19 protein-coding genes are annotated in these 24,869 nt (G+C 46.3%); 12 read left to right on the forward strand and 7 right to left on the reverse strand.

The window, feature by feature from the left end; translation table 11 throughout:
* From AK963_RS12710 to AK963_RS12740, 7 genes are all read left to right on the forward strand, one after another.
* The coding region (locus tag AK963_RS12710; protein ID WP_139117386.1) for a tandem-95 repeat protein at window positions 1-1,411 on the forward strand (1,411 nt) is incomplete at its 5' end.
* Between the two features lie 309 nt (window positions 1,412-1,720).
* Complete coding sequence (gene dapB / locus AK963_RS12715) at window positions 1,721-2,524, forward strand: 4-hydroxy-tetrahydrodipicolinate reductase (RefSeq protein WP_083232618.1); 804 nt, start codon at window positions 1,721-1,723, stop codon at window positions 2,522-2,524.
* A gap of 407 nt (window positions 2,525-2,931) precedes the next feature.
* A complete protein-coding gene (carA, locus tag AK963_RS12720) occupies window positions 2,932-4,062 on the forward strand; it encodes a glutamine-hydrolyzing carbamoyl-phosphate synthase small subunit (RefSeq protein WP_066015831.1) in 1,131 nt (376 codons plus the stop codon).
* Between the two features lie 27 nt (window positions 4,063-4,089).
* Window positions 4,090-7,335 (forward strand): carbamoyl-phosphate synthase large subunit, encoded by a 3,246-nt coding sequence (carB, locus tag AK963_RS12725; protein ID WP_066015832.1) that lies wholly within the window; start codon window positions 4,090-4,092, stop codon window positions 7,333-7,335.
* Window positions 7,332-7,808 carry a transcription elongation factor GreA gene (greA, locus tag AK963_RS12730; protein ID WP_066015833.1) on the forward strand — a complete coding sequence of 159 codons (477 nt, stop codon included), beginning with the start codon at window positions 7,332-7,334 and terminating at the stop codon, window positions 7,806-7,808. The genes carB and greA overlap by 4 nt, the downstream gene beginning before the upstream one ends.
* A gap of 151 nt (window positions 7,809-7,959) precedes the next feature.
* A complete protein-coding gene (locus AK963_RS12735; protein WP_066015834.1) occupies window positions 7,960-10,545 on the forward strand; it encodes a hypothetical protein in 2,586 nt (861 codons plus the stop codon).
* A gap of 65 nt (window positions 10,546-10,610) precedes the next feature.
* Window positions 10,611-11,435, forward strand: a complete 825-nt coding sequence (locus AK963_RS12740; protein WP_066015835.1) for a M55 family metallopeptidase — start codon at window positions 10,611-10,613, stop codon at window positions 11,433-11,435.
* Window positions 11,436-11,480: 45 nt separating this feature from the next.
* Here the strand turns inward: AK963_RS12740 and AK963_RS12745 are convergent, their stop codons facing one another.
* A complete protein-coding gene (locus tag AK963_RS12745) occupies window positions 11,481-12,095 on the reverse strand; it encodes a trimeric intracellular cation channel family protein (RefSeq protein ID WP_066015836.1) in 615 nt (204 codons plus the stop codon).
* A gap of 343 nt (window positions 12,096-12,438) precedes the next feature.
* Between AK963_RS12745 and AK963_RS12750 the strand changes: the two genes are divergently transcribed.
* Window positions 12,439-13,617 (forward strand): hypothetical protein, encoded by a 1,179-nt coding sequence (locus tag AK963_RS12750; protein ID WP_066015837.1) that lies wholly within the window; start codon window positions 12,439-12,441, stop codon window positions 13,615-13,617.
* Between the two features lie 98 nt (window positions 13,618-13,715).
* A complete protein-coding gene (locus AK963_RS12755; protein ID WP_066015838.1) occupies window positions 13,716-14,855 on the forward strand; it encodes a hypothetical protein in 1,140 nt (379 codons plus the stop codon).
* A gap of 41 nt (window positions 14,856-14,896) precedes the next feature.
* On the opposite strand, the gene uvrA is transcribed toward AK963_RS12755, so the two are convergent.
* From uvrA to AK963_RS12770, 3 genes are all read right to left on the reverse strand, one after another.
* Entirely contained in the window at window positions 14,897-17,722 is a 2,826-nt protein-coding gene (uvrA, locus tag AK963_RS12760) for an excinuclease ABC subunit UvrA (RefSeq protein ID WP_066015839.1), read from the reverse strand.
* A gap of 38 nt (window positions 17,723-17,760) precedes the next feature.
* Entirely contained in the window at window positions 17,761-18,636 is an 876-nt protein-coding gene (locus tag AK963_RS12765) for a hypothetical protein (RefSeq protein ID WP_066015840.1), read from the reverse strand.
* A gap of 158 nt (window positions 18,637-18,794) precedes the next feature.
* The gene (locus tag AK963_RS12770) at window positions 18,795-19,496 is read right to left on the reverse strand and encodes a hypothetical protein (RefSeq protein WP_066015841.1); all 702 of its coding nucleotides are present in this window, start codon (window positions 19,494-19,496) and stop codon (window positions 18,795-18,797) included.
* A gap of 490 nt (window positions 19,497-19,986) precedes the next feature.
* Here AK963_RS12770 and AK963_RS12775 point away from each other — a divergent pair, with 490 nt between their 5' ends.
* The 3 genes from AK963_RS12775 (at window position 19,987) to AK963_RS12785 (ending at window position 22,667) form a co-directional block, all read left to right on the forward strand.
* Complete coding sequence (locus tag AK963_RS12775) at window positions 19,987-21,330, forward strand: MFS transporter (RefSeq protein ID WP_066015842.1); 1,344 nt, start codon at window positions 19,987-19,989, stop codon at window positions 21,328-21,330.
* Window positions 21,331-21,550: 220 nt separating this feature from the next.
* Window positions 21,551-22,102, forward strand: coding sequence for a single-stranded DNA-binding protein (gene ssb / locus AK963_RS12780; RefSeq protein WP_066015843.1), 552 nt, complete (start codon window positions 21,551-21,553; stop codon window positions 22,100-22,102).
* Window positions 22,083-22,667 (forward strand): 5-formyltetrahydrofolate cyclo-ligase, encoded by a 585-nt coding sequence (locus AK963_RS12785; RefSeq protein WP_139117387.1) that lies wholly within the window; start codon window positions 22,083-22,085, stop codon window positions 22,665-22,667. Before ssb ends, AK963_RS12785 begins: the two co-directional genes overlap by 20 nt.
* Window positions 22,668-22,745: 78 nt before the next feature.
* Here the strand turns inward: AK963_RS12785 and AK963_RS37030 are convergent, their stop codons facing one another.
* The 3 genes from AK963_RS37030 to AK963_RS12795 all read right to left on the reverse strand — a co-directional run bounded on the left by AK963_RS37030 (window position 22,746) and on the right by AK963_RS12795 (window position 24,766).
* Complete coding sequence (locus AK963_RS37030) at window positions 22,746-23,057, reverse strand: Rossmann-fold NAD(P)-binding domain-containing protein (protein ID WP_238593716.1); 312 nt, start codon at window positions 23,055-23,057, stop codon at window positions 22,746-22,748.
* Between the two features lie 17 nt (window positions 23,058-23,074).
* On the reverse strand, window positions 23,075-23,566 hold the full coding sequence (locus AK963_RS37035) for an SDR family oxidoreductase (RefSeq protein ID WP_238593717.1): 492 nt from the start codon (window positions 23,564-23,566) through the stop codon (window positions 23,075-23,077).
* 387 nt (window positions 23,567-23,953) lie between these two features.
* Window positions 23,954-24,766: a hypothetical protein gene (locus AK963_RS12795; RefSeq protein WP_066015844.1), complete on the reverse strand. Its 813-nt coding sequence runs from the start codon at window positions 24,764-24,766 to the stop codon at window positions 23,954-23,956.
* Window positions 24,767-24,869 lie beyond the last annotated feature (103 nt).

Consider the following 24,869-nt stretch of genomic DNA (forward strand, 5'->3'; position numbering starts at 1 on the left):
GATCATCCTGAGTTTTAATCTGACTGGCTATTTGATCTACCAGTTTTTCGTTGATTTCAACGCTCATTGTTATTCTCCATTTTGGAGTATTAACGACAAGCGTTTACACAATTTAAATTACATTCCCGCAAATGAAGTGCTTTCAGTTTCCGGTTTTAGCCACGGTGCGAATGGTTCTGTCACATACAATGGTGATGGAACCTTCAGTTATACTCCGGCAGAAGGTTTTGTCGGTGCTGATCAGTTCAGTTATCAGATAACTGATGGTACTAATGTGACTGCAGGTACGATTGATGTTGTGGTGAGTGATAACGCCAGTGTCACAATTGATGAGGGGGGGGCTTTTCAGGTTGACCTTGGTGCAGAGCTTGTTGATACCGATGGTTCGGAGACTCTTGAAGTTACTATATCAGGTATCCCCGAGGGCGCGCTGGTTAGTGATGGGACCAACAGTATCACACTGTCAGGCAGTGATCAGGTCGTTGATGTCAGTACCTGGGATATTAACAACCTTCTTATTACTCCTTCCGAAAACTATTTTGGCAATTTCAATGTAAATGTTAATGCAACTTCATCAGAAGCAACTGGTAGTCGTTCAATCTCTTCCAGCTCATTAACTGTTTATGTCCTGTCAGTTGCAGATGCGCCTGTTGCGGGTGATGTTACGATCTGGCAGGTCGTTGATAATGTTAATACCGGGAGTTTTCTGCTTACAGCAGATCAGTTGCTTGCCAATTCAGAAGATTTGGATGGGGATAACCTGACGGTTCAAGAGGTTTCCTATTCTGGCATAGATGGTTTATTAACCAGTGTAGGTGAAGGTGTCTGGCAGTTTGAGCCAAATGACAACTATAGTGGTTCGGCACGGTTTAGTTTCACCGTGACGGATGGTGAACTGACTGATACAGCAGAAGCGACACTAAACACCCAAAGTGGCAGTACCGCCATGACTGGGACTGAGGGTGCTGATGTTCTGCTGGGATCTTCTGAAGCTAACAATATCAGCGGTGGTGCAGGTAATGATACGCTAATCGGGGATGCTGGAGATGATATTATCTTTGGTGGCGCAGGTAATGATAAAATGTCGGGAGGTGAGGGGAGTGATACCTTCTTGTGGATAGCCTCTGATCTTGGGAATACAAATCAGCCGGCGGAGGATTTGATCACAGACTTTCAGGCTGGCCCCGGAGGCGATGTGCTGGATCTAAGTGATTTTCTGGATGAAACAGATCCACTGGATGACTATTTGAGCTTAAACTTTGAAGACAGTGACACCATTTTGGAAGTCAAGCCAGATGCAGAGGGTGTATCTCAGCGAATAACTCTAAAGGGAGTAAACTTGGCAGGCTCTGGTGCTTCTGACATAGAAATTCTTAATAACCTGATTGATGATGGAAATCTGCTGGTTTAGCTTGTGGGGAAGCACATACCTGTTTAAAAAAACTGCGCTTCCCGGATCATCACCGAGATGGTTTTCAAAATAACCAGTGCAAGAATCAGCCTTGGGGCCCAGTGCATCTCCAGAACGTCTTTCGCAAACTGTCTGATCATCATCAACCTGTAACTTTTAAGAAATAGTCTTGGGGGGCAGGTTATCGTTTTTTCCTTAAAAAAGAAAAGTCAGATTGGTATTTTTCGCGCCCGGCTTGCTGTTTGTGCGTAGTCCGATAGACTACGGACGATTTATTGCAATCGATTTAAATGCCAGAGGGAATGTGACGTGACCAGAGTTGCCGTTGTGGGTGCCGCCGGAAGAATGGGGCGAATGCTTGTGGAAGCCGTTGCCGCTGACGAGCATTGCCAGCTGGGAGCAGCAATCATTAAACCTGGCGATAGCCTGCAGGGTGTGGATGCGGGAGATCTGGTGGGTGTTGGCACATTGAATGTTTCCCTTACTGGTGACCTGGCTTTGGCCATCAATGACTTTGACGTTCTGATCGATTTCACCACCCCTGAATTGACCATGCAGAATGTTGAACTGTGCCGGCAGCATGGCAAAGGCGTTGTGATTGGCACTACTGGCTTGAGCAATGATCAGAAAGCGGAGCTGGCTAAAGTCGCAGAAGATACGGCCATTGTTTTTGCACCCAATATGAGCATCGGGGTTAACCTGGTATTCAAGCTTCTGGAGATGGCTGCAAAGGTGTTGGGCGATGATGCAGATATTGAAGTTATTGAGGCTCACCATCGTCATAAAGTGGACTCGCCTTCTGGGACCGCGCTGAAAATGGGTGAAGTAGTGGCAGATACCCTGGGGCGTGATCTGCAGAAGTGTGCTGTTTATGGGCGTGAAGGTTATACCGGGCCAAGAGACCGTGAAACCATTGGCTTTGCCACTGTTCGAGCAGGTGATGTGATTGGTGATCATACCGTGTTGTTTGCCTGTGAAGGTGAGCGTGTGGAGGTAACCCACAAAGCCAGCAGCCGTGTGATCTATGCTCGTGGTTCATTGCGTGCGGTTCGTTTTATTTCTGACAAACGAACTGGCCTGTTTGATATGCAGGATGTGCTGGGCCTGAAATAATACCAATTGAACTTTCTAAGCCCTGTTGTGCTGAAGATTTGAGCCTTAATCTTGCGTTGGTGATCGTCGCTATAGCTGAGGCTATGACTTCTCATGCCACCTTTATGCCCTTCAGGGTATTGTCTTAATGTGCAAATCTTTATGCTCGTCATGGGAGCTGGAAAGCAGGATTGGTATAGGTTACGAGATTTGAATGGTCGTTCAGAAATAATGATGGACAAGTCTGAAGTGTTGTGATTAAATGCGAAAAATTTGCATTGGATTTATGGTGCTGACGACAGAATGCGTGATCAAGAGCGAGATGGTTTTTTAAAACATCTCGCTTTTTTTGGGTCTGCAAACTGGAGGGCATAAAGCATCATAGCGTTCAGGCATAAGACGCTCAGGTTCAAGTTCGGGAGGATCCTTTGACTAAGACGGCTGTTTTAGCTCTGGAAGATGGCAGTATTTTCCGGGGAATCGCCATCGGTATTGATGGTGAGACCAGTGGTGAGGTGGTTTTTAACACGGCAATGACCGGTTATCAGGAAATTCTCACCGACCCTTCCTATTCCCGCCAGATCGTTACACTAACCTATCCCCATATTGGTAATACCGGTATTACTCCGGAAGATGAAGAATCTCCGGAAATCCATGCTGCAGGCCTGGTTATCAAGGATCTGCCACTGCTGGCCAGTAACTGGCGCAGTAAGATGTCTCTTGATGAATATCTGAAGTCCCGCAATATTGTGGCTATCGCCGGTATTGATACCCGCAGGTTGACCCGGATTCTTCGGGAAAAAGGTGCTCAGAACGGTTGTATCATGGCTGGTGACTCTGTCGATGAAGCCAAAGCACTGGCTAAGGCTCGTGAATTCCCGGGCCTGAAAGGCATGGATCTGGCAAAAGAAGTGACCACTGACCAGCCTTACACTTGGACAGAAGGTGTCTGGAGCCTTGAGACCGACAGCCATGCCGAAGTGACGGACCTGCCTTTCCACGTTGTGGCTTACGATTTTGGTGTTAAGAGAAATATTCTGCGCATGCTGGCTCAACGTGGCTGCCGCCTGACTGTCGTGCCCGCCAAAACACCGGCCAAAGAGGTTCTGGCTCTGAATCCGGATGGTGTTTTCCTCTCTAACGGTCCTGGTGATCCCGAGCCTTGCGATTACGCCATTTCCGCCATCAAGGACATTCTGGAGACTTCTCTGCCTGTGTTTGGTATCTGTCTGGGACACCAGCTGCTCGCTCTGGCCAGTGGTGCCAAGACCGAGAAGATGAAGTTCGGTCACCACGGCGCCAACCATCCGGTTCAGGATCTCAAGACCGGTCAGGTCATGATTACCAGCCAGAACCATGGTTTTGCGGTAGCCGAAGACTCTCTGCCAGAAAACCTGAAAGCAACCCATAAGTCACTGTTTGATGGCAGCCTGCAAGGTATCGAGCGGACAGACCGTCCAGCTTTCAGCTTCCAGGGGCACCCTGAAGCAAGCCCAGGCCCACACGATGTTGCCGGGCTGTTTGACCGTTTTGTTGAGATGCTGAAGGCAGCAAAATAACCAACCCCGTTTTGATGTGAGAGAAAGATGCCAAAACGTACTGATATTGAAAGTATTCTGATACTCGGGGCTGGTCCAATTATTATCGGCCAGGCCTGTGAGTTTGACTATTCTGGAGCGCAGGCCTGCAAAGCGCTGAAGGAAGAGGGGTACCGGGTTATCCTGGTGAACTCCAACCCAGCGACGATTATGACCGACCCGGCCATGGCGGACTCAACCTATATTGAGCCGATCCGCTGGGAGACCGTTGAAAAGATTATCGAAAAAGAGCGCCCTGACGCGATTCTCCCAACCATGGGTGGTCAGACTGCACTGAACTGTGCCCTGGATCTTTTCCATAAAGGTGTTCTGGAAAAGTATGGCGTCACCATGATTGGTGCTAACCAGCAGGCGATTGATAAAGCAGAAGATCGTCAGCTGTTTGATCAGGCCATGAAAAATATCGGACTGGAAACACCCCGCTCTGGTATTGCTCATACCATGGAAGAAGCCCGCGCCGTTCTGGATCAGGTTGGCTTCCCCTGTATCATTCGTCCGTCGTTTACTATGGGTGGTACTGGTGGTGGTATTGCCTACAACAAAGAAGAGTTTGAAGAGATCTGCTTCCGTGGTCTCGACCTTTCTCCAACCAACGAGCTACTGATTGATGAGTCGCTGATTGGCTGGAAAGAGTACGAGATGGAAGTGGTTCGTGATCGCAATGATAACTGCATCATTGTCTGCGCTATCGAAAACTTCGACCCCATGGGGGTTCACACCGGTGACTCCATTACTGTCGCGCCGGCCCAGACGCTGACCGATAAGGAATACCAGATCATGCGTAACGCATCCATTGCGGTACTGCGTGAGATTGGTGTGGAAACCGGTGGTTCTAACGTACAGTTCGGTATCTGTCCGGATACTGGTCGTATGGTGGTCATTGAAATGAACCCACGGGTATCCCGCTCATCTGCCCTGGCTTCCAAGGCGACCGGTTTCCCGATTGCCCGTGTTGCGGCAAAACTGGCGGTGGGTTACACCCTGGATGAGCTGAGCAATGAAATCACCGGTGGTGTGGTTCCTGCCTCCTTTGAGCCATCCATTGATTACGTGGTTACCAAAATCCCTCGCTTTGCCTTTGAGAAATTCCCTCAGGCTGATGACCGTCTGACCACTCAGATGAAATCTGTGGGTGAAGTCATGGCCATTGGTCGCTCATTCCAGGAGTCTGTGCAGAAAGCACTGCGTGGTCTGGAAACCGGTGCCACTGGTTTCAACTCCATGTTTGATTTCAAACTGGATGCCTGTTCTGATGCTGAGCGTGAAGATGCACTGACCAGAATTCGTCGTGAACTGGTGACGCCTAAAGCGGATCGTATCTACTACGTTGCTGACGCCTTCCGTGCTGGTATGACTCTGGAAGAGATCTTTGCTGAGTGCATGATCGATCCATGGTTCCTGGTGCAGATTCAGGATCTGGTGAACGAAGAAGCGGTACTGGCGGGTGAAACACTGACTTCTCTGTCCAAAGAGCGCCTGTTCCGTCTGAAGCAGAAAGGCTTCAGTGATGCACGCATGGCTGAACTGCTGGGTATTAAAGAAGCAGAGGTTCGGAACTATCGTCGTGAACAGCAGGTCAAGCCGGTCTACAAGCGTGTGGATACCTGTGCGGCTGAATTCCAGTCGACGACAGCGTACATGTACTCCTCCTATGACGAAGAGTGTGAGGCAGAACCTTCTGACCGTGAAAAAATCATGGTTATCGGTGGTGGTCCAAACCGTATCGGTCAGGGTATTGAATTTGACTATTGCTGCGTACATGCAGCACTGGCAGCAAGGGAGGACGGTTACGAAACCATTATGGTTAACTGTAACCCAGAGACCGTTTCTACCGATTATGACACCTCCGACCGACTCTACTTTGAGCCGGTAACTCTGGAAGACGTGCTGGCCATCATTGATGTTGAGAAGCCGACTGGAGTGATTGTTCAGTACGGTGGTCAGACACCGCTGAAACTGGCGCGTGCCCTTGAAGCCGAAGGTGTGCCGATTATCGGTACCAGCCCGGAAGCGATTGACCGTGCGGAAGATCGTGAGCGCTTCCAGCAGATGATTCAGAAGCTTGGCCTGTTGCAGCCAGCTAATGCGACGGTTCGCAGTGAAGAAGAAGCGGTGGCCAAAGCGGCGGAAATTGGCTATCCACTGGTTGTTCGTCCATCCTATGTTCTGGGTGGCCGTGCTATGGAAGTGGTAGCTGGCGAAGATGAGCTGGTTCGCTACATGAAGAGCGCGGTACAGGTCTCTAATGATAGTCCGGTGCTGTTGGACTACTTCCTGAACCGTGCGGTAGAAGTGGACGTTGATGCGGTCTGTGATGGTGAGCGTGTTGTTATTGGTGCGATCATGCAGCACATCGAGCAGGCAGGTATTCACTCCGGTGACTCCAGTTGCTCTCTGCCGCCTTACAGTCTGAATCGTCGTCATCAAGACGAAATTCGTGAACAGGTTCGAGCCATGGCTCTCGAGCTGGGGGTAGTGGGTCTGATGAACGTACAGCTGGCCATTCAGGATGACCAGATCTACGTGATTGAGGTGAACCCAAGAGCTTCCCGTACCGTCCCATTTGTATCCAAGTGTATTGGCCACTCTCTGGCCAAGATTGCAGCACGGGTCATGATGGGCAAAACACTGGAAGAGCTGAACTTTACTACTGAGATTGTTCCGCCATACTACAGTGTCAAAGAAGCTGTTTTCCCATTCAATAAGTTCCCTGGTGTGGATCCGATTCTTGGTCCAGAGATGAAATCGACCGGTGAAGTGATGGGGGTGGGTGCTACCTTTCCGGAAGCGTTCCATAAGGCACAGCTGGCAGAGAACATGCAGCTGCCCAGTGGCGGTAAGGTGATTCTCACAGTGCGTGACTTCGACAAGCCTGAGGTCCCCATGATTGCCCGCTTGTTGATGGATATTGGTTTTGAACTGCTGGCCACGTCTGGCACTGCGAAAGTGATTGAAGAAGCTGGTTTGCCTGTTACCACCATTAACAAAGTGCATCAGGGTAGACCGCATCTGGTGGACATGATTGTCAATGGTGATATAGCCTTCATGATCAATACCACTGAAGGTCGTCAGGCCATTGCCGATTCTTACCTGATCCGTCGCTCCGCATTGACCAATAAGGTGCTATATACAACCACCATGGCGGGAGCAGAAGCGATTGCACGTTCAATCGCCTTTGGATCAGAAAGATTGGTCAGACGGCTTCAGGATCTACACGAAGGTAACGTTGGATGAAAAGAATTCCTATGACTGTGGAGGGTGAAAAAGCCCTCCGTGAGGAACTGGCTCATTTGAAGGGGGTAGAGCGTCCTCGTATTTCTGCAGCTATTGCAGAAGCGAGGGAACTCGGAGACCTTAAGGAGAATGCTGAATACCATGCTGCCCGTGAGCAGCAGAGTTTTGCTGAGGGTCGTATCAATGAGATTGAGGCCAAGCTCTCCAATGCTCAGGTGATTGATATTACCTCCATCGCTAAGACTGGTAAGGTGCTTTTCGGTACAACTGTTGTACTGATCAATATGGAAAATGATCAGGAAGTGGAGTACAAAATTGTTGGTGATGATGAGTCGGACATCAAGGTAAACAAGATCTCTGTAAACTCTCCTATTGCCCGCGCCATGATCGGTAAAGAAGAGGGAGATGTTGTTGTAGTTAACACACCTTCTGGCGGTGTTGAGTATGAAATTGATGAAGTGAAGCATATCTGATTCAGACTTGAGCCTGTATCTTTTTTCGTGATCACTATTGAAGCCCTGCGCTGTTAAGACACCGCAGGGCTTTTTATTAGCTTGATGTTGTGTACTTCTTTTGGTTTTAGCCTTTAATAGACATTTCCAAATGTGAAAGTGGGTAATCTCAATGACTATTGGAACTGAAAATGTGGGGCATTATCAACGTGATGAACAGGCTTACTTTTCAGGAAATAGTTTCTCATCAGGGGGGCTGCCCGCTCATTATCTGTGTAGAGATGTGACTGTCTCCAAAGATGTAGGAGGTGGTTTTCTAGCTTCTGGGAAAGATAAAGAAGCTATAGCACAAGAAGTGTTAAAAAAGAAATCCTGGACTGAAAGAGTTGTTTGTTCACTTTCCAATCCTCTTGAAGATTATAAAAAAATGACAGGAACCACTGAGCAGGACCTTTTGGCTCGAATCACATGGGATTCGAACGGTATGCAACAGTTGAAAAAATATGTTGATGATTTGGATGGAATGGATGATAGAGGACGCTTAGGTCCGGATCTCAATATGGATGAAGGCATGTGTAAGTTCTGTAAGGATGTTCGTGAAAGTGCCCTTGATATTTTCCGAAGCTACATGAATCATATCAAATCTGAACGTGCGGTAGAAAATGGAGTGTTATATCTGTTAAAAAGACTTCAAAGATTCGAAGAGTTGGAGTTACACTGTCGGGAATTACTAAATCCAGGAGGGAAAAAATTAATAAGGGTTGAGCATATAGAAGTTGCATTGATAGAAGCTCAGATTAATTTGGGTAGACTCGAAGATGCTAGTCATCAGCTCAAAATCACTAAGCAGAAATGGAGTGAAACTCCAGGTGTTATTGATGTCGAAATAAAGCTTGCTGTTGCAAGGAAAGAGGCTGCCAGAGCATATGAATTATTGGATAAACTGAACAGTAAAAATAAATTTAGTGCTGATACATATCAAAAGCAGAGAGAATGGATTGGGCGTTGCTGCCATGAGTCAGGGGCAGAAACAATAGCAGCATCTGAAGATTATGCAGAAAAATACCCTCTTGGATATCCATGGAGAGACCTTAGTAGAGGGCTGGCTACTGATGAAAAATTTTTAAGAGCGCGTATGAGTGATGGTGAGAATGGTATCAGTGAACTCAAGCATCATGTTGATGAGCTGGATAAGTTAGATGAAAAGGGGAGAGGTTTTTATAGGTCCAGAGAAAGAGTTTACCCTCGTGTTGTTTTATTCTGTCTGGTATTGAGAGAGCGCTCATTGTTGATATTTGAGGATTTCCTTAAGCAGCATCCAGGTTCTAAATTGGCAGAGAATGGCAAATTGTTTTTATTAAAGAGGCTGGGCAGAAATTCAGAATTACTTGACTATTGTAACCGGCTTCTTTCTTCTAGAGTTGGCGCGCAGCATATTAATTTTAAAAAAATTGAGGCATTAACTGCTCTTGGGCGTTATCCAGAGGCTTTGGAACTTGTTGAGAAATTAAAGTTTAGTTGTAGAGATAAGATTCAATTGGAACTTGCAGCAATACAAATACATATGGCCCGCTGTGAGTGGGAGGAATCGAAAAAAAGGTTGGATAGGTTAAGTTTAAGGGGGGCGCTTCATTCTGAGGATAGGCTGAGATATTCTCAAATTATTAAATGGTTGAAGTATTGCTGTGATCACCCTGATGAATATATAACAGATGTTCAATATTTAAGAAATTTATCGCTTTCCAATTCGATAAATCCCGAGCTTGGATTTCGAGAATGGGTTTTCGATAAAGCATCTTCAGAAGTTTTAGTTTATGGCTCTGATCCGGTGAGAGATTTTAATTTTGGTGTAAGGCCTGATAAAGACTATTTAAGAACATTGATGCTCAGCTGGGATGAGCGTGGACTAGAGAATATTAAACGGTATTTTTTACATTTAGATCAATATGTAAGGGAAAAATATGGAAGCATGAGCTCAGATGTTGACTCTGAAGAATTTGGGCGAGTAAAAGATTTTTGTCGAGAAGCAAGAGAGAATGGGTTATCTCTTGTTGAAGATATTCTAAATAACAAACCACATTTAAATAGTGCGGTTTTGGGTAAATTGTTCTTTTTAATGCGTTTGGAACGTTACCAGGATGCTCTTAATTATACTGAAAATTTTTTACGTTCCGGAGCCAGGTTGTTACCTCTTGAGTTAAGGAGAGTTGAGGCCTTTGCTGAGGCAGGGATGTTTGCAGAGGCTTGGAAGCAGTTAGAGAAAACACGACGATTCTTTGATAAGGATAGAGATAAAACGGGACTGGTTGCTATTAATCTTTATATCAAGGATGGTGATTTTTCTGGAGCAATGAGTCATTTGAATGAAATAAAAATAAATAATTATATAGATGAGGAAACTTATAGAAGGAATGTCGAGCTAATTGATCGAAAACTTTCGGATAAAATGGGTTCAGTGTCGCTTGTTGGCAGGAAATCGGAAGCAGTTGAAGACCTTGATGATGTTGGTGATGATAGCATGGTGGAGAAAGCAGATTCTTTCACTAACAATCAGGTTTATAGCTTAAGTGAGTCGGATCAAATCCTGCTGTCTTCTGCAAGAAGACATCATAATGATGGATTTTTTTCAACTGCTTTTACGCTGCTTTCAGTTATCAGGGGTAGAAATATTGGTGAGAACCAGACTGTAGATCAACTATACCTTGAGTGTGAACAGAAGAAAGGAAGTTGTCGGGTAATCAATTTTCCCAAGCCTTGATTTCTATCAACCTGCCTCCTTTCGTAGTGTTAGATCATTCACTACTTTAAAAGGGGAGGCTTGAGTTGAAATTATTAATTATTGCGGATATTGAAGGTGTGGCTGGCGTTTGCTGCAGAGAGCAGACAGTGTCCGGTAATCCAGAATATCAGATGGCTCGGCATCTGATGACTCAGGAGGTTAATTCCGTTGTTGAAGGCGCTGTTAAGGCGGGAGCTGGTGATATTACGGTTATTGACAGCCATGGGCCAATGATCAACCTGCCCATGGAAAACTTATCACCACAGGCAAAGCTTGTTCAGGGTAAGCCCAGAATGCTGGGTATGATCGATGGTATTCAATATGACGATTATGATGCCTTAATGATGATTGGTGCCCACAGTGCTGCCGGTGAGTACGGTGTTCTTGCCCATACTATAAACAGCAGAGCTTTTTTAAAAGTGGAAGTTAATGGCCATATAATGGGAGAGGTGGATCTCTATGGGAGTCTGGCTGCAGAGTTCGGGGTTCCCATGTTGATGGTTTCTGGAGATGACCACCTAGAGGCTCATGTTTCTGAAGCATTTCCTGACAGTGACTATGTTCAGGTTAAAAAAGCTCGTGGAGCCTATGCTGCCGAGAGTTTGTCTGTTTCAACGGCCAGAGAGCTGCTATCAGCGGCAGCAGGCCGGTCACTGTTGAAAAAGTGCCGGCCTAAAACCTCTTTCGGTCTGGAGCCGCCTTATAGGCTGACAGTTTCTTCTATCTCTCAATCACAGTCTGATCTCTATGCCCTTGTTCCAGGTGTGGAACGTATCTCTCCCAATCAGGTGAGCTATGAAGCAGGCAGTTTTAAAGCATTGGTGACTTTGCTCAATAGTTTGTCTGCCATGAGTGCTTCTTTGCCATAAGAAGGGTCAGGCAGTACTGACAAGTTAACTGAGATCAGCCCATTTTTAATGGGCCGACTCTTTATAAACAAATTTGGGAAGTTCCAGCTTAAAGCGCACGGCAATCATCCGGAAAATAAAGCCGAAGACCAATGTTGATATGACAGTGACGGTTGGGTTTACTTCCAGCAGTTGCAGGGCAAAGTAAAAACCAATAGAGATTAGGGCGACACTGGCGTATAGCTCTTTTCGAAAAACCAGAGGAACGTTATTACAGAGAATATCCCGGAGAATACCGCCAAATACCCCGGTAATGACTGCCATCACACTGGCGATAATATAGCCATGGCCCAGGTCCAATGTTTTCTGTGCGCCTATGATACTGAAGGTAATCAGACCCACCGCATCCAGTACCAGAAACACTTTGAACATGTGCTTCATATAACGTTGCAGGAAAATGGTCAGGATGGCGGCTACCGTTGTAATCACTATATACATTGGCGTCTCAACCCACGTCAGTGGATAGCTACCCAGCAGCATATCTCTAACAGAGCCGCCACCAATGGCAGTGCAACAGGCAACAAAAATAACACCAACAGGATCCATGCCTCTGCGTCCGGCAGAAAGTGCTCCGGTCATGGCTTCTGCCGTAATGGCAATTACATATAGGACTGTCAGCATGGCTTTATCCCTAAATCTCAAACGAAGTGATTGTAGAAACCTGCTGGACACAAAACAACGCTCTGAAGGGGAGTGCTTTCCGAAGAACGTTATCGAGATATTACACTTATGCTTGTGTTTTTTCCCTAGATGGAAGCTTATAGCTAATCAAGAAATGATAGATGAGGTTTGTTGTCTATAATTGAAGTCATGATTTTTTTACTTGTTCTAAAAACTTTCATTTATATATAGCGGCTCTATAAAGTGCTTTTTACTGACTCATTTCTAATGGCCTCTCATCGCTGAGTTCCTGTCTTTATTCTGGTTCAATCTAATTGCAACGCTATTCTTCGGGAGGTATCCAATGCCCCTGCTCAAAAAAAAGTCACTGCTATTGATGGTTATTTTTTCTGGAGCCGGACAGTTATTTGCCAGTACTTCACTATCGATTCTTCCTCCAGAAGACCTGTCGAATAACTTCAATGCACTGGTTCGAGAGGTGAGACCGAGCTGGTGGGGGAACTGGAGCCTGGATCTTGCCATTAAGCCTGGTGCGATCGGTGTGATCGATACCAATACTGGAACCTTTCACTCCGCAGGACAGCAGATTTCCAATATCTCTGTGGTCTCCGGTGTTATTTCTGAAGAGTTGAAACTATCGACCTCTGACGTTAAAGGTCCTCAAGTAGCCTCATTTTCAATGAATGACCAGTCATCAAAAGTGAGTGTGAATACGGACCTTAAATGGCAGTTCAGCAAGCGGGGGGCGATGATGGCTCAATGGGATCTGGTGCAGGAGCAAAGTTTGAAAGGACCATTTCAGGTCATTAATGAAAATATGGATCTTTTGAAATCTGTTGCTGAAGACATGGAGATGTACGACCCTGAAGCTGGTGCTATTTCACAGGGTTTTGGGGTGATTACCGGTGTGCTTCTGGCCAAAAGCGGGATGAATGTTGCATCACTTTCTGATGCTTCACAGTGGAGTATTACCGGCCAGGCAGATAGCCTTCAGAGTATGCTGGGCAGGGGCTCTGCAAAGGCTTCATATTCCAGTGCCGGAGGTGACAGTGATGTGATGAGTGTTATCTGGCCCAGCGAGCCAAACACTACAACCGATGATCTGGTTCCTGTCGCATATACCTTTGCATCAATTAATGGTGAACAGATTATCCCCTATTGGATAGAAGAAATTGAAGCGTTTCAAATCATCTTTGAAAACAAGGGAAGCTATTTCGTCAAAGCAACCTTGAAATACCAGAGCTCAGGAGGTGAAAAAGAATTGCATCAGGATATTGTTGGCTTTATGACCAGAAGCATGGAGAACATCCCGTTGGATGCAACAGAGTTGACTCTGGAAATGGAGTTTGTGGATGCGATACCCAGTACCACAGACTTCTATCATTGGGATACTCCTCTGGGCACCTGGTCTACGGGTAAAAGACATGTCGAGATTGACGGGTGGTGGCCAGGACAGCCTTCATTCATTGTTCAGGAGGATCGCACGAATACAACATCACTAAGCGTCACAACGGACAAATAAGAGCAGCCCCGGGCTATGATCAATATTGAATGGTCAGACTGGTAGTCAGGGGGCGGTTTTGCTAGTTCGATGTAATATCGAACTCCTGGAGTGGCTCTATGTTTATGCGCTTTTTGGTCATTACGGCAGGAGTACTGCTCACCGCAGAGATCTTTGCCAGTCAGCATGTGAAAACCATTGATTCTGGTTACATAACCAGAACTTTTAACCAGTTAATACGAGAGAGCCATCCAAACTGGTGGGGGAACTTTAATCTTGATCCGATGATAAGGCCGGGCGCTATAGGTGTCATTGATATTGGCAGTGGGGTGTTTCAGCCAAGTGGCGAGTACTTAAGTGATTTTGAAACAATTATTTCACCACTCAGTGAAGTAATGAAGCTATCTTCTGAGCATGTGCATGAACCAAGGCTGGTGGTTGGTGGAAAGGGGCGCTTGGCTCATATGGGAGATGCACAGGTTCAACTCAAGTGGGAGTTCAGCAGGCGTGGAGCTATGACATCACGCTGGGCTCTGGTAGAGAAACAGAGTATTAAAGACCCTGGAAAAGTATTAAGGGAGCATCTCGATTTATTAAAGTCTATTGCCAGTTATGAATCCATGTATGACTCGGTAAGCGGGATTTCTCAGGGTTTTGGTGTGATTACCAGTGTCATTATGGCTCAGGCAGGTATGAATGTCGTTGCTTTGAGTGATGGCTCAAACTGGAGTGTCAGCGGGCAGGCGAGTTATCTGGGTAATATGCTGACCCAGGTTGGTGGGGAAGCTCAGTATTCAAAAGCGGAATATGAAGGGAATATTCTAAGTTTTCTCTGGCCCAGGGAAGGAAATGAGTTCAGCTCGGTATTGGTCCCCGTGGCTTTTACCTTTGCATCCCTGGAAGGAGAAAAGGTGATGTTGCACTGGATCAGGCCTATCGGATCATTCAGGATGCTCTTTAATAACCATGGTGACCATTATGTAGGGATTTCTCTTTTTTATACGACTCCTGTCGGCAATCAGCAGGTTGAGATTGGGCTTCTGCCGTTTCTCAAGCAGGAAATTGACAGCATCCCATTAGATGCGACGAACCTGACCATGACGTTAAACTATCTTCGAATCATGAAAACAGTGCAGACACATCGCTGGAAAACTCCGTTGGGATCCTGGCCCACAGGCGATCGCCATATTGATATCAAGGGATCATGGCCAATGTATCCTTCTTTCTCCATAAAGGAAGAAGGATACTCTTCGCAATAGGCACTGGTGGGGCATCTGTGCCTATGCTGGATTGCCGAGTGCTAAGAAAGCATTGGTTTCAGGAAGCGACCTGTATGTGACTCCGGGATTTCCGATATAGTTTCCGGTGTACCAGCCGCTATAATCTGGCCTCCGCCGTCACCCCCTTCGGGTCCCAGGTCAATAATCCAGTCTGCCGTTTTAATAACATCCAGGTTGTGTTCAATGACGACAACACTGTTGCCGTGATCCCTCAAGCGATGGAGAACAGAGAGTAACTGCTCAATGTCGTGGAAATGCAAGCCAGTTGTCGGTTCATCCAGAATATAGAGTGTTTTACCGGTATCCCGTTTCGACAGCTCTTTAGCCAGCTTCACCCGCTGAGCTTCACCACCGGACAGCGTCGTCGCGTTCTGTCCAAGATGAATATACGAAAGCCCTACATCCATCAGGGTTTGCAGTTTGCGTTTGACCGCTGGTATTGGATCGAAGTATTGGAGAGCCTCTTCCACCGTCATTTCAAGTACTTCGTGGATGCTCTTGCCTTTATATTTTACTTCCAGAGTTTCACGGTTATAGCGTTTGCCCTTACAGACATCGCAGGCAACATAGATATCTGGCAGAAAGTGCATCTCCACCTTGATAACACCGTCTCCCTGGCATGCCTCGCACCGTCCGCCCTTGACATTAAAGCTGAAACGGCCCGGCTTATAGCCTCGCGAGCGGGCTTCCTGAGTACCTGAAAACAGTTCACGAATGGCGGTAAAAATGCCGGTGTAGGTTGCCGGGTTAGATCGGGGTGTGCGTCCGATGGGGCTCTGGTCAATATCAATACACTTGTCAAAGTGATTAATGCCTGTCAGCTTTTTATAGGGAGCAGCAGTTAACGTCGTTGCCTTATTAAGCGCTGTGGCTGCCAGTGGATAAAGGGTTCCATTGATTAATGTGGACTTGCCAGAGCCGGAAACGCCGGTAATACAGGTCATCAGGCCAACCGGAATTTCCAGCGTAACATTTTTCAGGTTATTGCCCGTGCAACCACTGAGCTTCATGATTTTCTTGGAGTCTACCGGTGTTCTCCTGGACGGCACATCGATCTTGCGACTACCGGAGAGGTACTGACCCGTTAAAGACGCTGGTGTGTCCATGACCTGTTCTGGTGTACCCTGGGCAACGATAGCTCCACCATGGACACCTGCGCCAGGACCAATGTCGATAACATGATCAGCGCAGCGAATGGCATCTTCATCGTGCTCAACAACGATCACCGTATTACCCAGATCTCTCAAACGGGTCAGTGTGTTCAGAAGGCGTTCGTTGTCTCGTTGATGTAGCCCAATACTTGGCTCATCAAGAATATACATAACACCGACAAGGCCTGCACCAATCTGGCTGGCCAGTCGTATTCTCTGGGCCTCACCACCGGAAAGGGTATCAGCACTCCGATCCAGCGTAAGATAGTTCAGGCCAACATTCACCAGAAAGCTCAGTCGATCACAGATCTCCTTAAGCACTTTTCTGGCAATCTCCCCACGGCGACCAGGCAGGTCAAGATCCTGAAAATAGGTCAGCGCTTTTTCAACGGGTAATTTCACCAGGTCTGGCAGGCTTTCATCCTGAATAAATACATTCCGAGCCTCTTTCCGTAAACGAGTGCCTTTACAGGATGGGCATGGCTGAGTACTCAGGTATTTGGCCAGCTCTTCCCGTACGGATTGTGAGTCGGTGTCCCGGAAGCGTCGCTCAAAGTTGGGAATAATGCCTTCAAAGATATGCCGTTTTTTATAGACATCTCCCCGGTCATTCACGTAACTGAAATTGACTTCATCATCACCGGAACCATGAAGAATAACGTTCTGCTGTTCCGGGCTTAAGTCATCAAATGGTGTATCAATACTGAAGCCATAGTGAGTTGCCAGTGATTTCAGCAGATGAAAGTAATAAACGCTGCGGCGGTCCCAGCCACGGATTGCTCCTTCTGCAAGTGTCAGTTCGGGATGTTGTACGATGCGGTCCTGATCGAAGAACTGCTTAACACCCAGCCCATCGCAGGTAGGGCAGGCACCAGCGGGGTTGTTAAAGGAAAAGAGCCTTGGCTCAAGCTCATTGAGGCTGTAACCACATTCAGGGCAGGCGAACCGTGAAGAGAAGACAATGTCGTCTTCAGAGCCATCATCCATGTAGCTGACAGTAGCAAGACCGTCGGTTAGCTCCAGAGCGGTTTCAAATGATTCGGAGAGGCGAAGTTGCAAATCATCGCGTACCTTAAAACGGTCCACGACGACTTCGATGGTGTGTTTCTTCTTTTTATCCAGTTTGGGGGGGGTATCAAGGTCTGTGACGATTCCGTTGATTCGGGCACGAATAAAACCGTTGCTTCTCAGTTCATTGAATACATGGAGGTGTTCACCTTTACGCCCTCTGACCACAGGGGCCAGAAGCATCAGTTTTGTACCTTCTGGCAGCGCCAGTACCTGGTCCACCATTTGACTGACTGTTTGAGCTTCCAGCGGCAGGTGGTGGGTAGGGCATCGTGGAATACCGGCACGGGCAAAGAGCAGACGAAGATAATCATAGATTTCTGTGATAGTACCGACCGTAGAGCGCGGATTATGGCTGGTCGATTTCTGCTCAATGGATATAGCCGGCGAGAGGCCTTCGATATGGTCTACATCGGGCTTTTCCATCATGGATAGAAACTGACGGGCATAGGCCGACAGCGACTCAACATAGCGCCGCTGGCCTTCTGCATAGAGTGTGTCAAAGGCCAGTGATGACTTGCCGGAGCCTGATAAACCGGTGATCACAATCAGGCTGTCACGGGGCATCTCCAGGTTGATGTTCTTCAGATTGTGTGTACGGGCGCCCTGTACGGTAATCTTTTCCACAGCCTTTTCTCCGTGCCAGTCTGGAAGCGAACGGAGTATTATAAATAGTCGATCGCCAAGTCTGTAGTAAAAATCGCTACGTTTAGTAAAAGCATCCAAAAGTGGCCATTGAAATAAAAATGCCCGGCTTTCGAAGGATCCTTGAAACTATCAGGATAAAAAAGATAACCAGGGCAACGACAGTCCCATTTTAGTGCTGCTGAGTCTAATGCCAGTGTCAGGATCTGAGCGGCATAAGTGGAATCTGAGACTTTGGATATCAGGCTACTAATCGTGTCGGACCAGGATAGTTCTTCTCCCTGAGGCTGATGAGTTGTTTTGTTGCTCTGACTTGGATTTATATAGGATTGAATATAACTCCAACCTTGATGCCCCAGAGTTAATAGATAATAGGAAAAAAAGAAGCCTTTAGTCATTAATCTTTCTGGCTTATTGCTGATATCTCTTAACTCGCCACTGCAAGGACATGCCTCTTTTTGGGACCAAAGAACATTTCCTGAGTCCAGAAGCTTGTAGACATGAACAGCCATATATGCCCACATCAGCAGGTTTCGGGTAGTTAGTAATATCTGTTTTGTCTCATGGTAGGGGCTGTGAGAGATCAGAATAACTGACTGGTCATTAGGGTCATCTGATAAGGGGAGCTTACAGTCTGTATTTTTCAACTCGGTTAGTTTTTCAATACTGTCCTTGCTTGAAATTCTGCAGACGGTTCCTTTTCCATGTTCATTGATGGTTGTGTAGCTTGCTGAAACTGAGAAGTATGAGGCTTCTTCTTTAATCGTGTTGGGCAGACATGGGAGAGATAAAGTAAGCAGAAGAGAGAGGATGCATGAAAACTGGAACTTCAACAAACTTCGTGTTTTTTTCTTAATTTTTTCATTCTTGGCAACAGCATATGTATTTTTTGACATGGATAGCGTTTATTCCTCTGGTTTAATACCCAACAGAACCTAAAAGGGGGCAAATCAAAAAAAATATTTAGCGCACACACTGTTTTGATATCGCAGATATATCTGCTGATTAGCCATGCTCATCAACAAGGCATTCCGCTGAGAATGCCTTGTCTGGTTTAAATTGCCATATCAAGGGCGAAGTGTAATAAGTCCAGACCGAGCATCAGCTTGTTTATATCAAAGCCAAAGAAAGGGACATCTAACGACCACATAATCAGATCTGACCCAATAATCAGGATGTGGCCTCCAATGCCAATGCTCTCAGGTTCATCACTGCTACTGTCTTTATCCTGGCCATCAGGATAAAAGTAAGATGAGAAGTTTTTTCCAAGGAATGGGTAGAGTGTCTGGTTTGCATTACGGGAAAGGCCTACGTTATACAGTGCTGAATAACCCAGGTATATCAGTGAGTCAATTGGATGAAGTGTCACCAGACTGGTGACAGCAAAAGGTAAGTTGCGGAAAATATTAACAGCATGAAGGCCACTGTTTAGCCACATTAAATAGTATTTGGACGTCATCAGAATGGATCTGAAACCACTGTTAGTCTGCAGTGTGACCTCAACCTCAATATCATTGTTCTTTCGAAGTGTTTCAAGAGTGCAGCCGGCTTTCTGCATGTTTTCTCGTTCTTCTTGAGTTTCGTTACCGGTTACAATGCAGCTGGTTGCAGTACCATCACTGTTTAACCGCTTATAACGTGCAGAGATTGGTGTTTCAGGGTTTGAATTAGCATCAGAAAATACCGCAGATGCCATAAGCAACGGAAAAAATATGACAGAAGTGAAAAAAATGATTTTTTTTAAGATATCACTCATGAATTAATCTACCCACTTGAGGATAGCGCTCCTAACCTCTGACAATGTCACTTTCAGGCTATTGCCGCTATCGTTAAACCAGATTCTGATACGAAGGGTCAGGGAAGATCTGAAGATAGCAGTGATAAGCTGTTTTTTTGAGGATCTGAAAGCAGCCTGCTTTGACTAACTTGATTTATAGTCAACATGTCATGGTTGAAACAGTGACATTTTGCCGCAGAGGCTAGGGGGCATTACCCACTGGTTGAATGGTCAGTTGGTAATGCCCCCTAAAGGCTGTTGACGTTTCGCTGTGTTCTCGATTGGCCAAGGCCATTGCCTGAGTGCAAGTGGCATAAACTGATCTCATCGCTGATTATGCCATCCCCTTGGCTATAATCCGTGATCAGGCTTCCTGCGTAGCATCCGGGATCAGAATCCTGATAGACTTGCGGCGACACTATTTATCAGTAATAACTACCAAAATAATTCAGGACTTTGCTGTTATCCCATGTCATTTGTTGAATTAAAAGCTGCTGTATCCCTTACCATGGTCTTTGTATTTCGGATGCTTGGGCTTTTTATGGTACTGCCTGTTCTGGCACTTTTTGCTGAGGACCTTAAGGGGGCTTCGCCCGGTTTGATTGGGATAGCCATTGGCGCCTATGGTTTCAGCCAGGCCATGCTGCAGATTCCTTTTGGCTGGCTTTCTGATCGCTGGGGAAGAAAGCCGGTTATTCTGTTAGGACTGTTTATTTTTCTACTGGGTAGCCTTCTGGCAGCACAGTCTACTACCATCGAAGGGGTTATTGCCGGGCGTATTTTACAGGGGTGTGGAGCCATTGCTGGCGCAGTGACCGCTTTGATGGCTGATCTTACCCGGGATCAGCATCGAACCAAGGCGATGGCGATGATTGGTATGGGGATTGGCGTTGCCTTTGCCATTGCCATGGTATTGGGGCCGGTTGTCAGTGATATTTGGGGGCTGTCTGGGCTATTTATCTCTAATGCTCTGATGGCTGTCGCAGCGATGCTGGTTATTATTCTTCTGGTGCCGACGCCGGTCATTAAGCGGCGGGACTTAAACTGCTCTGTTGATCGTCAAGGAGTGCATCAGGTCTTCACTAACCCGGAGTTGCTGAGGCATATTATCGGAATTTTTGCCCTTCATTTTGTTTTGATGGCCCTCTTTGTTTTTATTCCCGAGCTTTTGAGCAAAGGTTATGAGCGCTCTGCTCATGGTGTTATCTATCTGGCCGTCATGGGGTTCTCATTTGTCATGATGATCCCCCTTATTATATTCAGTGAACGTCAGCGTCTGCTCAAGCAGTGCTATTGCTTGAGCATTATCCTTCTGTTTGTTGCTTTTGCCCTGTTTTATCAGGGGGTGCTCAGTTCAGCAATGTTGTTGGCGGGCTTATTTATTTTCTTTTTTGGTTTTAATTTCCTGGAAGCAACGTTGCCATCCCTGGTCAGCAAACTCGCGCCGGCGGGGACTCGTGGTACTGTCATGGGGGTTTATTCAACCAGCCAGTTTCTGGGGGCAGCCCTTGGAGGAAGCCTTGGGGGCTTTGCAATAGAGTATGGAGGTATTGCTGGTGCTATAGTGCTTTGTACAATTCCCACTGCCCTGTGGTGCTGGTTGTCTGTTACTATGAAACAACCACCTTATGTGAGTACTATGGTAATGGCTCTGAATCCTGAACTTGGTGATATCAGTTCAATGGGTGAACAACTTGCTGGTATTGTCGGTGTTCAGGAAGTTACTGTGCTTTCGGCAGAGAAAACCGCTTATCTAAAAGTCGATAAGCAAGCACTGAACTGGTCTGAGTTAAAACAGTTTGGCCAGTGCTAACTCTGGTTGTAAGGTAAATTAGAAGCGGTTGCAATATATGGTTCAGATACTAAGCCTGCGAGCTTATACAGAATAAAAGAGTGAACCGGATTTAGGGCTGTAGTTCTAATATAGCGTTTTTAATATGGAGTGACCCTGTAAGGTCATTCCATGGTGTCTTCAATGAATGGACTGTTCTTGGAGGCTATTTGAATTTGAATGAATAGGGCGGAGAAGCTAAATGGCTCGAGGCGTTAATAAAGTAATACTGGTTGGTAATCTGGGTAATGATCCGGATGTACGTTTTACCCCCAATGGCAGTGCCGTTGCAAACCTGAGTCTGGCGACCAGTGAGTCCTGGAAGGATCGTAATACCGGTCAGCAACAGGAGAAAACAGAGTGGCACCGGGTTGTAATTTTCGGCAAGCTGGCTGAGATTGCACAGCAGTACCTCCGTAAAGGATCAAAAATCTATATTGAAGGTAAGCTGCAGACACGTAAGTGGCAGGGGCAGGACGGCCAGGACCGATATACTACCGAGATTGTAGTTGATGGGTTCAGTGGTCAGATGCAGATGTTGGATGGCCGCCAGGAGGGAGCGATGGGGGCACCGATGGGAGGCGGCTACCAGCAGCAGGCACCGCAACAGCAGCAGTCTTATGCACCACAACAGCCTCAGCAATACGGGGCACCACAACAACAGCAAACGGCCCAGTCGCATCAACAGCAATCTACTCCTCAGCCACAGGCAGCCGGTGGTTTTGACGATTTTGATGATGATATCCCGTTCTGATTTAAGAACCTCTCTTCGCGAACGCCGCCGGGCATTGAGCGCTGACCAGCAGGTCAGCGCTGGTGAAATGCTTTGTGATATTCTTAGCTCGCGGGCTGAGCTTACCGATAGCCAGCACATTGCTATTTATATAGCCAATGATGGTGAAATAAGTCCGGAAGTTCTCCGTGATTTTCTCTGGAGTTCTGGCAAGCAATGTTATCTGCCGGTGATTGCTCAGAGAGGCAGTAAAAACCTTCTGTTTATTGAATATCTGCCCGACACGCCTCTGGTTTTGAATCGTTTTGGAATCCCTGAACCTTCGCTGAAGACAGTAAGGCCGATTCCACCGGAAAAACTTGATGTTGTCTTTGTACCATTAACCGGTTTTGATGAAGCAGGTAGAAGGCTGGGTATGGGAGGAGGGTTCTACGACAGAACATTTGCTTTTACCAGATCAGCAGAAAAACCAATACTTATTGGCCTTGCTCATGAATGCCAGAAAGTGGAATCTATTCCAGTGGAACATTGGGATATTGCCATGGCTGGTATTGCAACGGACAGTCGCTACTACTCAGCTACTTAATATATGACAGGTGTCATATCCTGCTGACACCTTCATGTAAACTGCATAAGGGGGGCTTTATCCGTAATCAGACCGTTTTTACTGATCAATATATAAGTCGGTAAAAAAGTCCGTTGTACCCGGAACAACGGCGTAGTGGTCGAATTCGGTTATGCCTTTTTCCCGCAAAATATCTTCATCAATGCAGTGATTTCCAGTGAAGTCGGTCTCACTTGTGATAATGGCATAAGCGGCATCAGCCATAATCGCAGGTGTCCTTGAAACGTTGAACAGCTCTTTACCTCCAGCCTCGAACTCAACAGCAGCGGTGGCAATACTGGTTCTTGGCCATAGAGAGTTAACTGCAATATTTTTTGGGCGGAACTCCTCAGCAAGACCTAAGGTCTGCATCGACATTCCATATTTTGTTATGGTGTATAGTCTTTGAACCACTTTGGACTCAAGTTGATAGGAGGGGAAAGGTTAAGGATATGGGCGCTGTCAGACTTTTCCAGATAAGGCAAAGCGCACAGGCTGCATGTTAGAGCTGCTCGAGTATTGACCTGATGCATTAAATCAAATCGTTTGATTGGCGTGTTTTCTGCGGAAGACAGCCGGATAGCCCCTGCATTGTTAACCAGTACATCAATCCCGCCAAACTGTGAAACGGTTTGTTCAATCATTGTTTCGATCGACTTTTCATCCCTTACATCTACCTGAACCGGCAGAGCTTTTCCTCCTTTCGACGTGATCTCTTCCGCAACGGAGTGGATAGTTCCGGGAAGCTTTGGATGAGGCTCGACAGTTTTGGCAGCTACAACAATATTGGCTCCATCCATAGCGCAGCGTAAGGCTATCGCTTGGCCAATACCTCGGCTGGCACCTGTGATAACGACTGTTTTACCCTTAAGACTGGACATCAATCAACTTCCTTATTGTTTTGTTTTTGGTTCAGCTGGGTGAGTGTTTCAGAAAGCACTCACTCCAAGAGATGCATCCCAAAGAAAATACAGTGATTATGATTAGAAGGCTTGCTGTATTTATTAAATCAGGTCTTTGGCTCAGGATATTACTACAGAAATTGATTCATCTGAATATTGCTTACACTAATAGGAAACTTGGTACGACGTACTCAATATAAAAATAATCCAAAAGGGGGATAGTAGCTTCCGGAAATGGATGTATTCAGTATGAGAATTGTTAATTCATTATTACTTGTTGTAAAAAAAAACCACCCTGTTTGGCTAAGAGGGTGGTCTTACTTAGATATTATCTGAGATCATCATTCAATAATTCAGATTACTGAACTAATAGCTTTCGCAGGCTTCTCCTGGGATACGCATAAGGGCTGGTTTACCATATGCTGAAGTTAGTGCAGTAATCGTTGATACTTTCGAGTCAGTTCCAGAATTAGTCAGACAGAAAGATACATCATCCCCCTTGATGACAGAAGCATGAGCTTTTCCGTAGCTGTACAGTGTGCATGAGCTTTTCTGTACATTGATAGTAGACGTTTGTCGACCATCAGAAACGGTTACGAATAAGTCAATTGGATTTTCAGTGATGTATGCGCTTCCTGCAGTTGTCCATCCTGTCATCTGCTTGACTAATAGCAGGTTAGTAATACCTCTGTTTTTTGGAACATAAAGGTTATCGCCAATGTGTTCAAACTGAGAGTCGTTTTGTATTGATCCCTGGTTAACCAGAACGCTGTCTATGTAATAGCCATCCTCAGTTGTCAGCGTCATCATGCCGCAGACATAGTCATTTGCAACAGGCAGAAGTCTTAATAGCTGACTCAGGAAAACGCTGTGGGCAACACGGTTTAGACCAACGCCTGTAGCACTAAAGTCATAAACCTCTTTTGGGAAGTATGACAACGCTTTTATAGGGAGAAAACTCGGAACGGCATCGGGAGCGTAAGGCGCTGAAGAACCCAAAAGGATTGTGGCATGAGCAGCAAGTTCAAGCAGAGAGAAAGCACCGCTGCCAATAGTTGACAAAGCACTCCCACTTGAACGCCCATGCTCAATCCCAACACTGGTATCGGAAGAAGCTCCCCATGATGCCGATGTGATTGATAACAATAAGACGATGGATAAACACTTTCCTCTAAACATGCTAACCCCTTTATCCGGATGGCTGTTTTAATTAAGTAAATACGGTTCTCTCTAAATAAAGATCAGAACCGAACGGTTGGACAGTAAGCAGTCCTTATTATTC

Origin of the sequence: Endozoicomonas atrinae (assembly GCF_001647025.1) — a bacterium.
GTDB lineage: Bacteria > Pseudomonadota > Gammaproteobacteria > Pseudomonadales > Endozoicomonadaceae > Endozoicomonas > Endozoicomonas atrinae.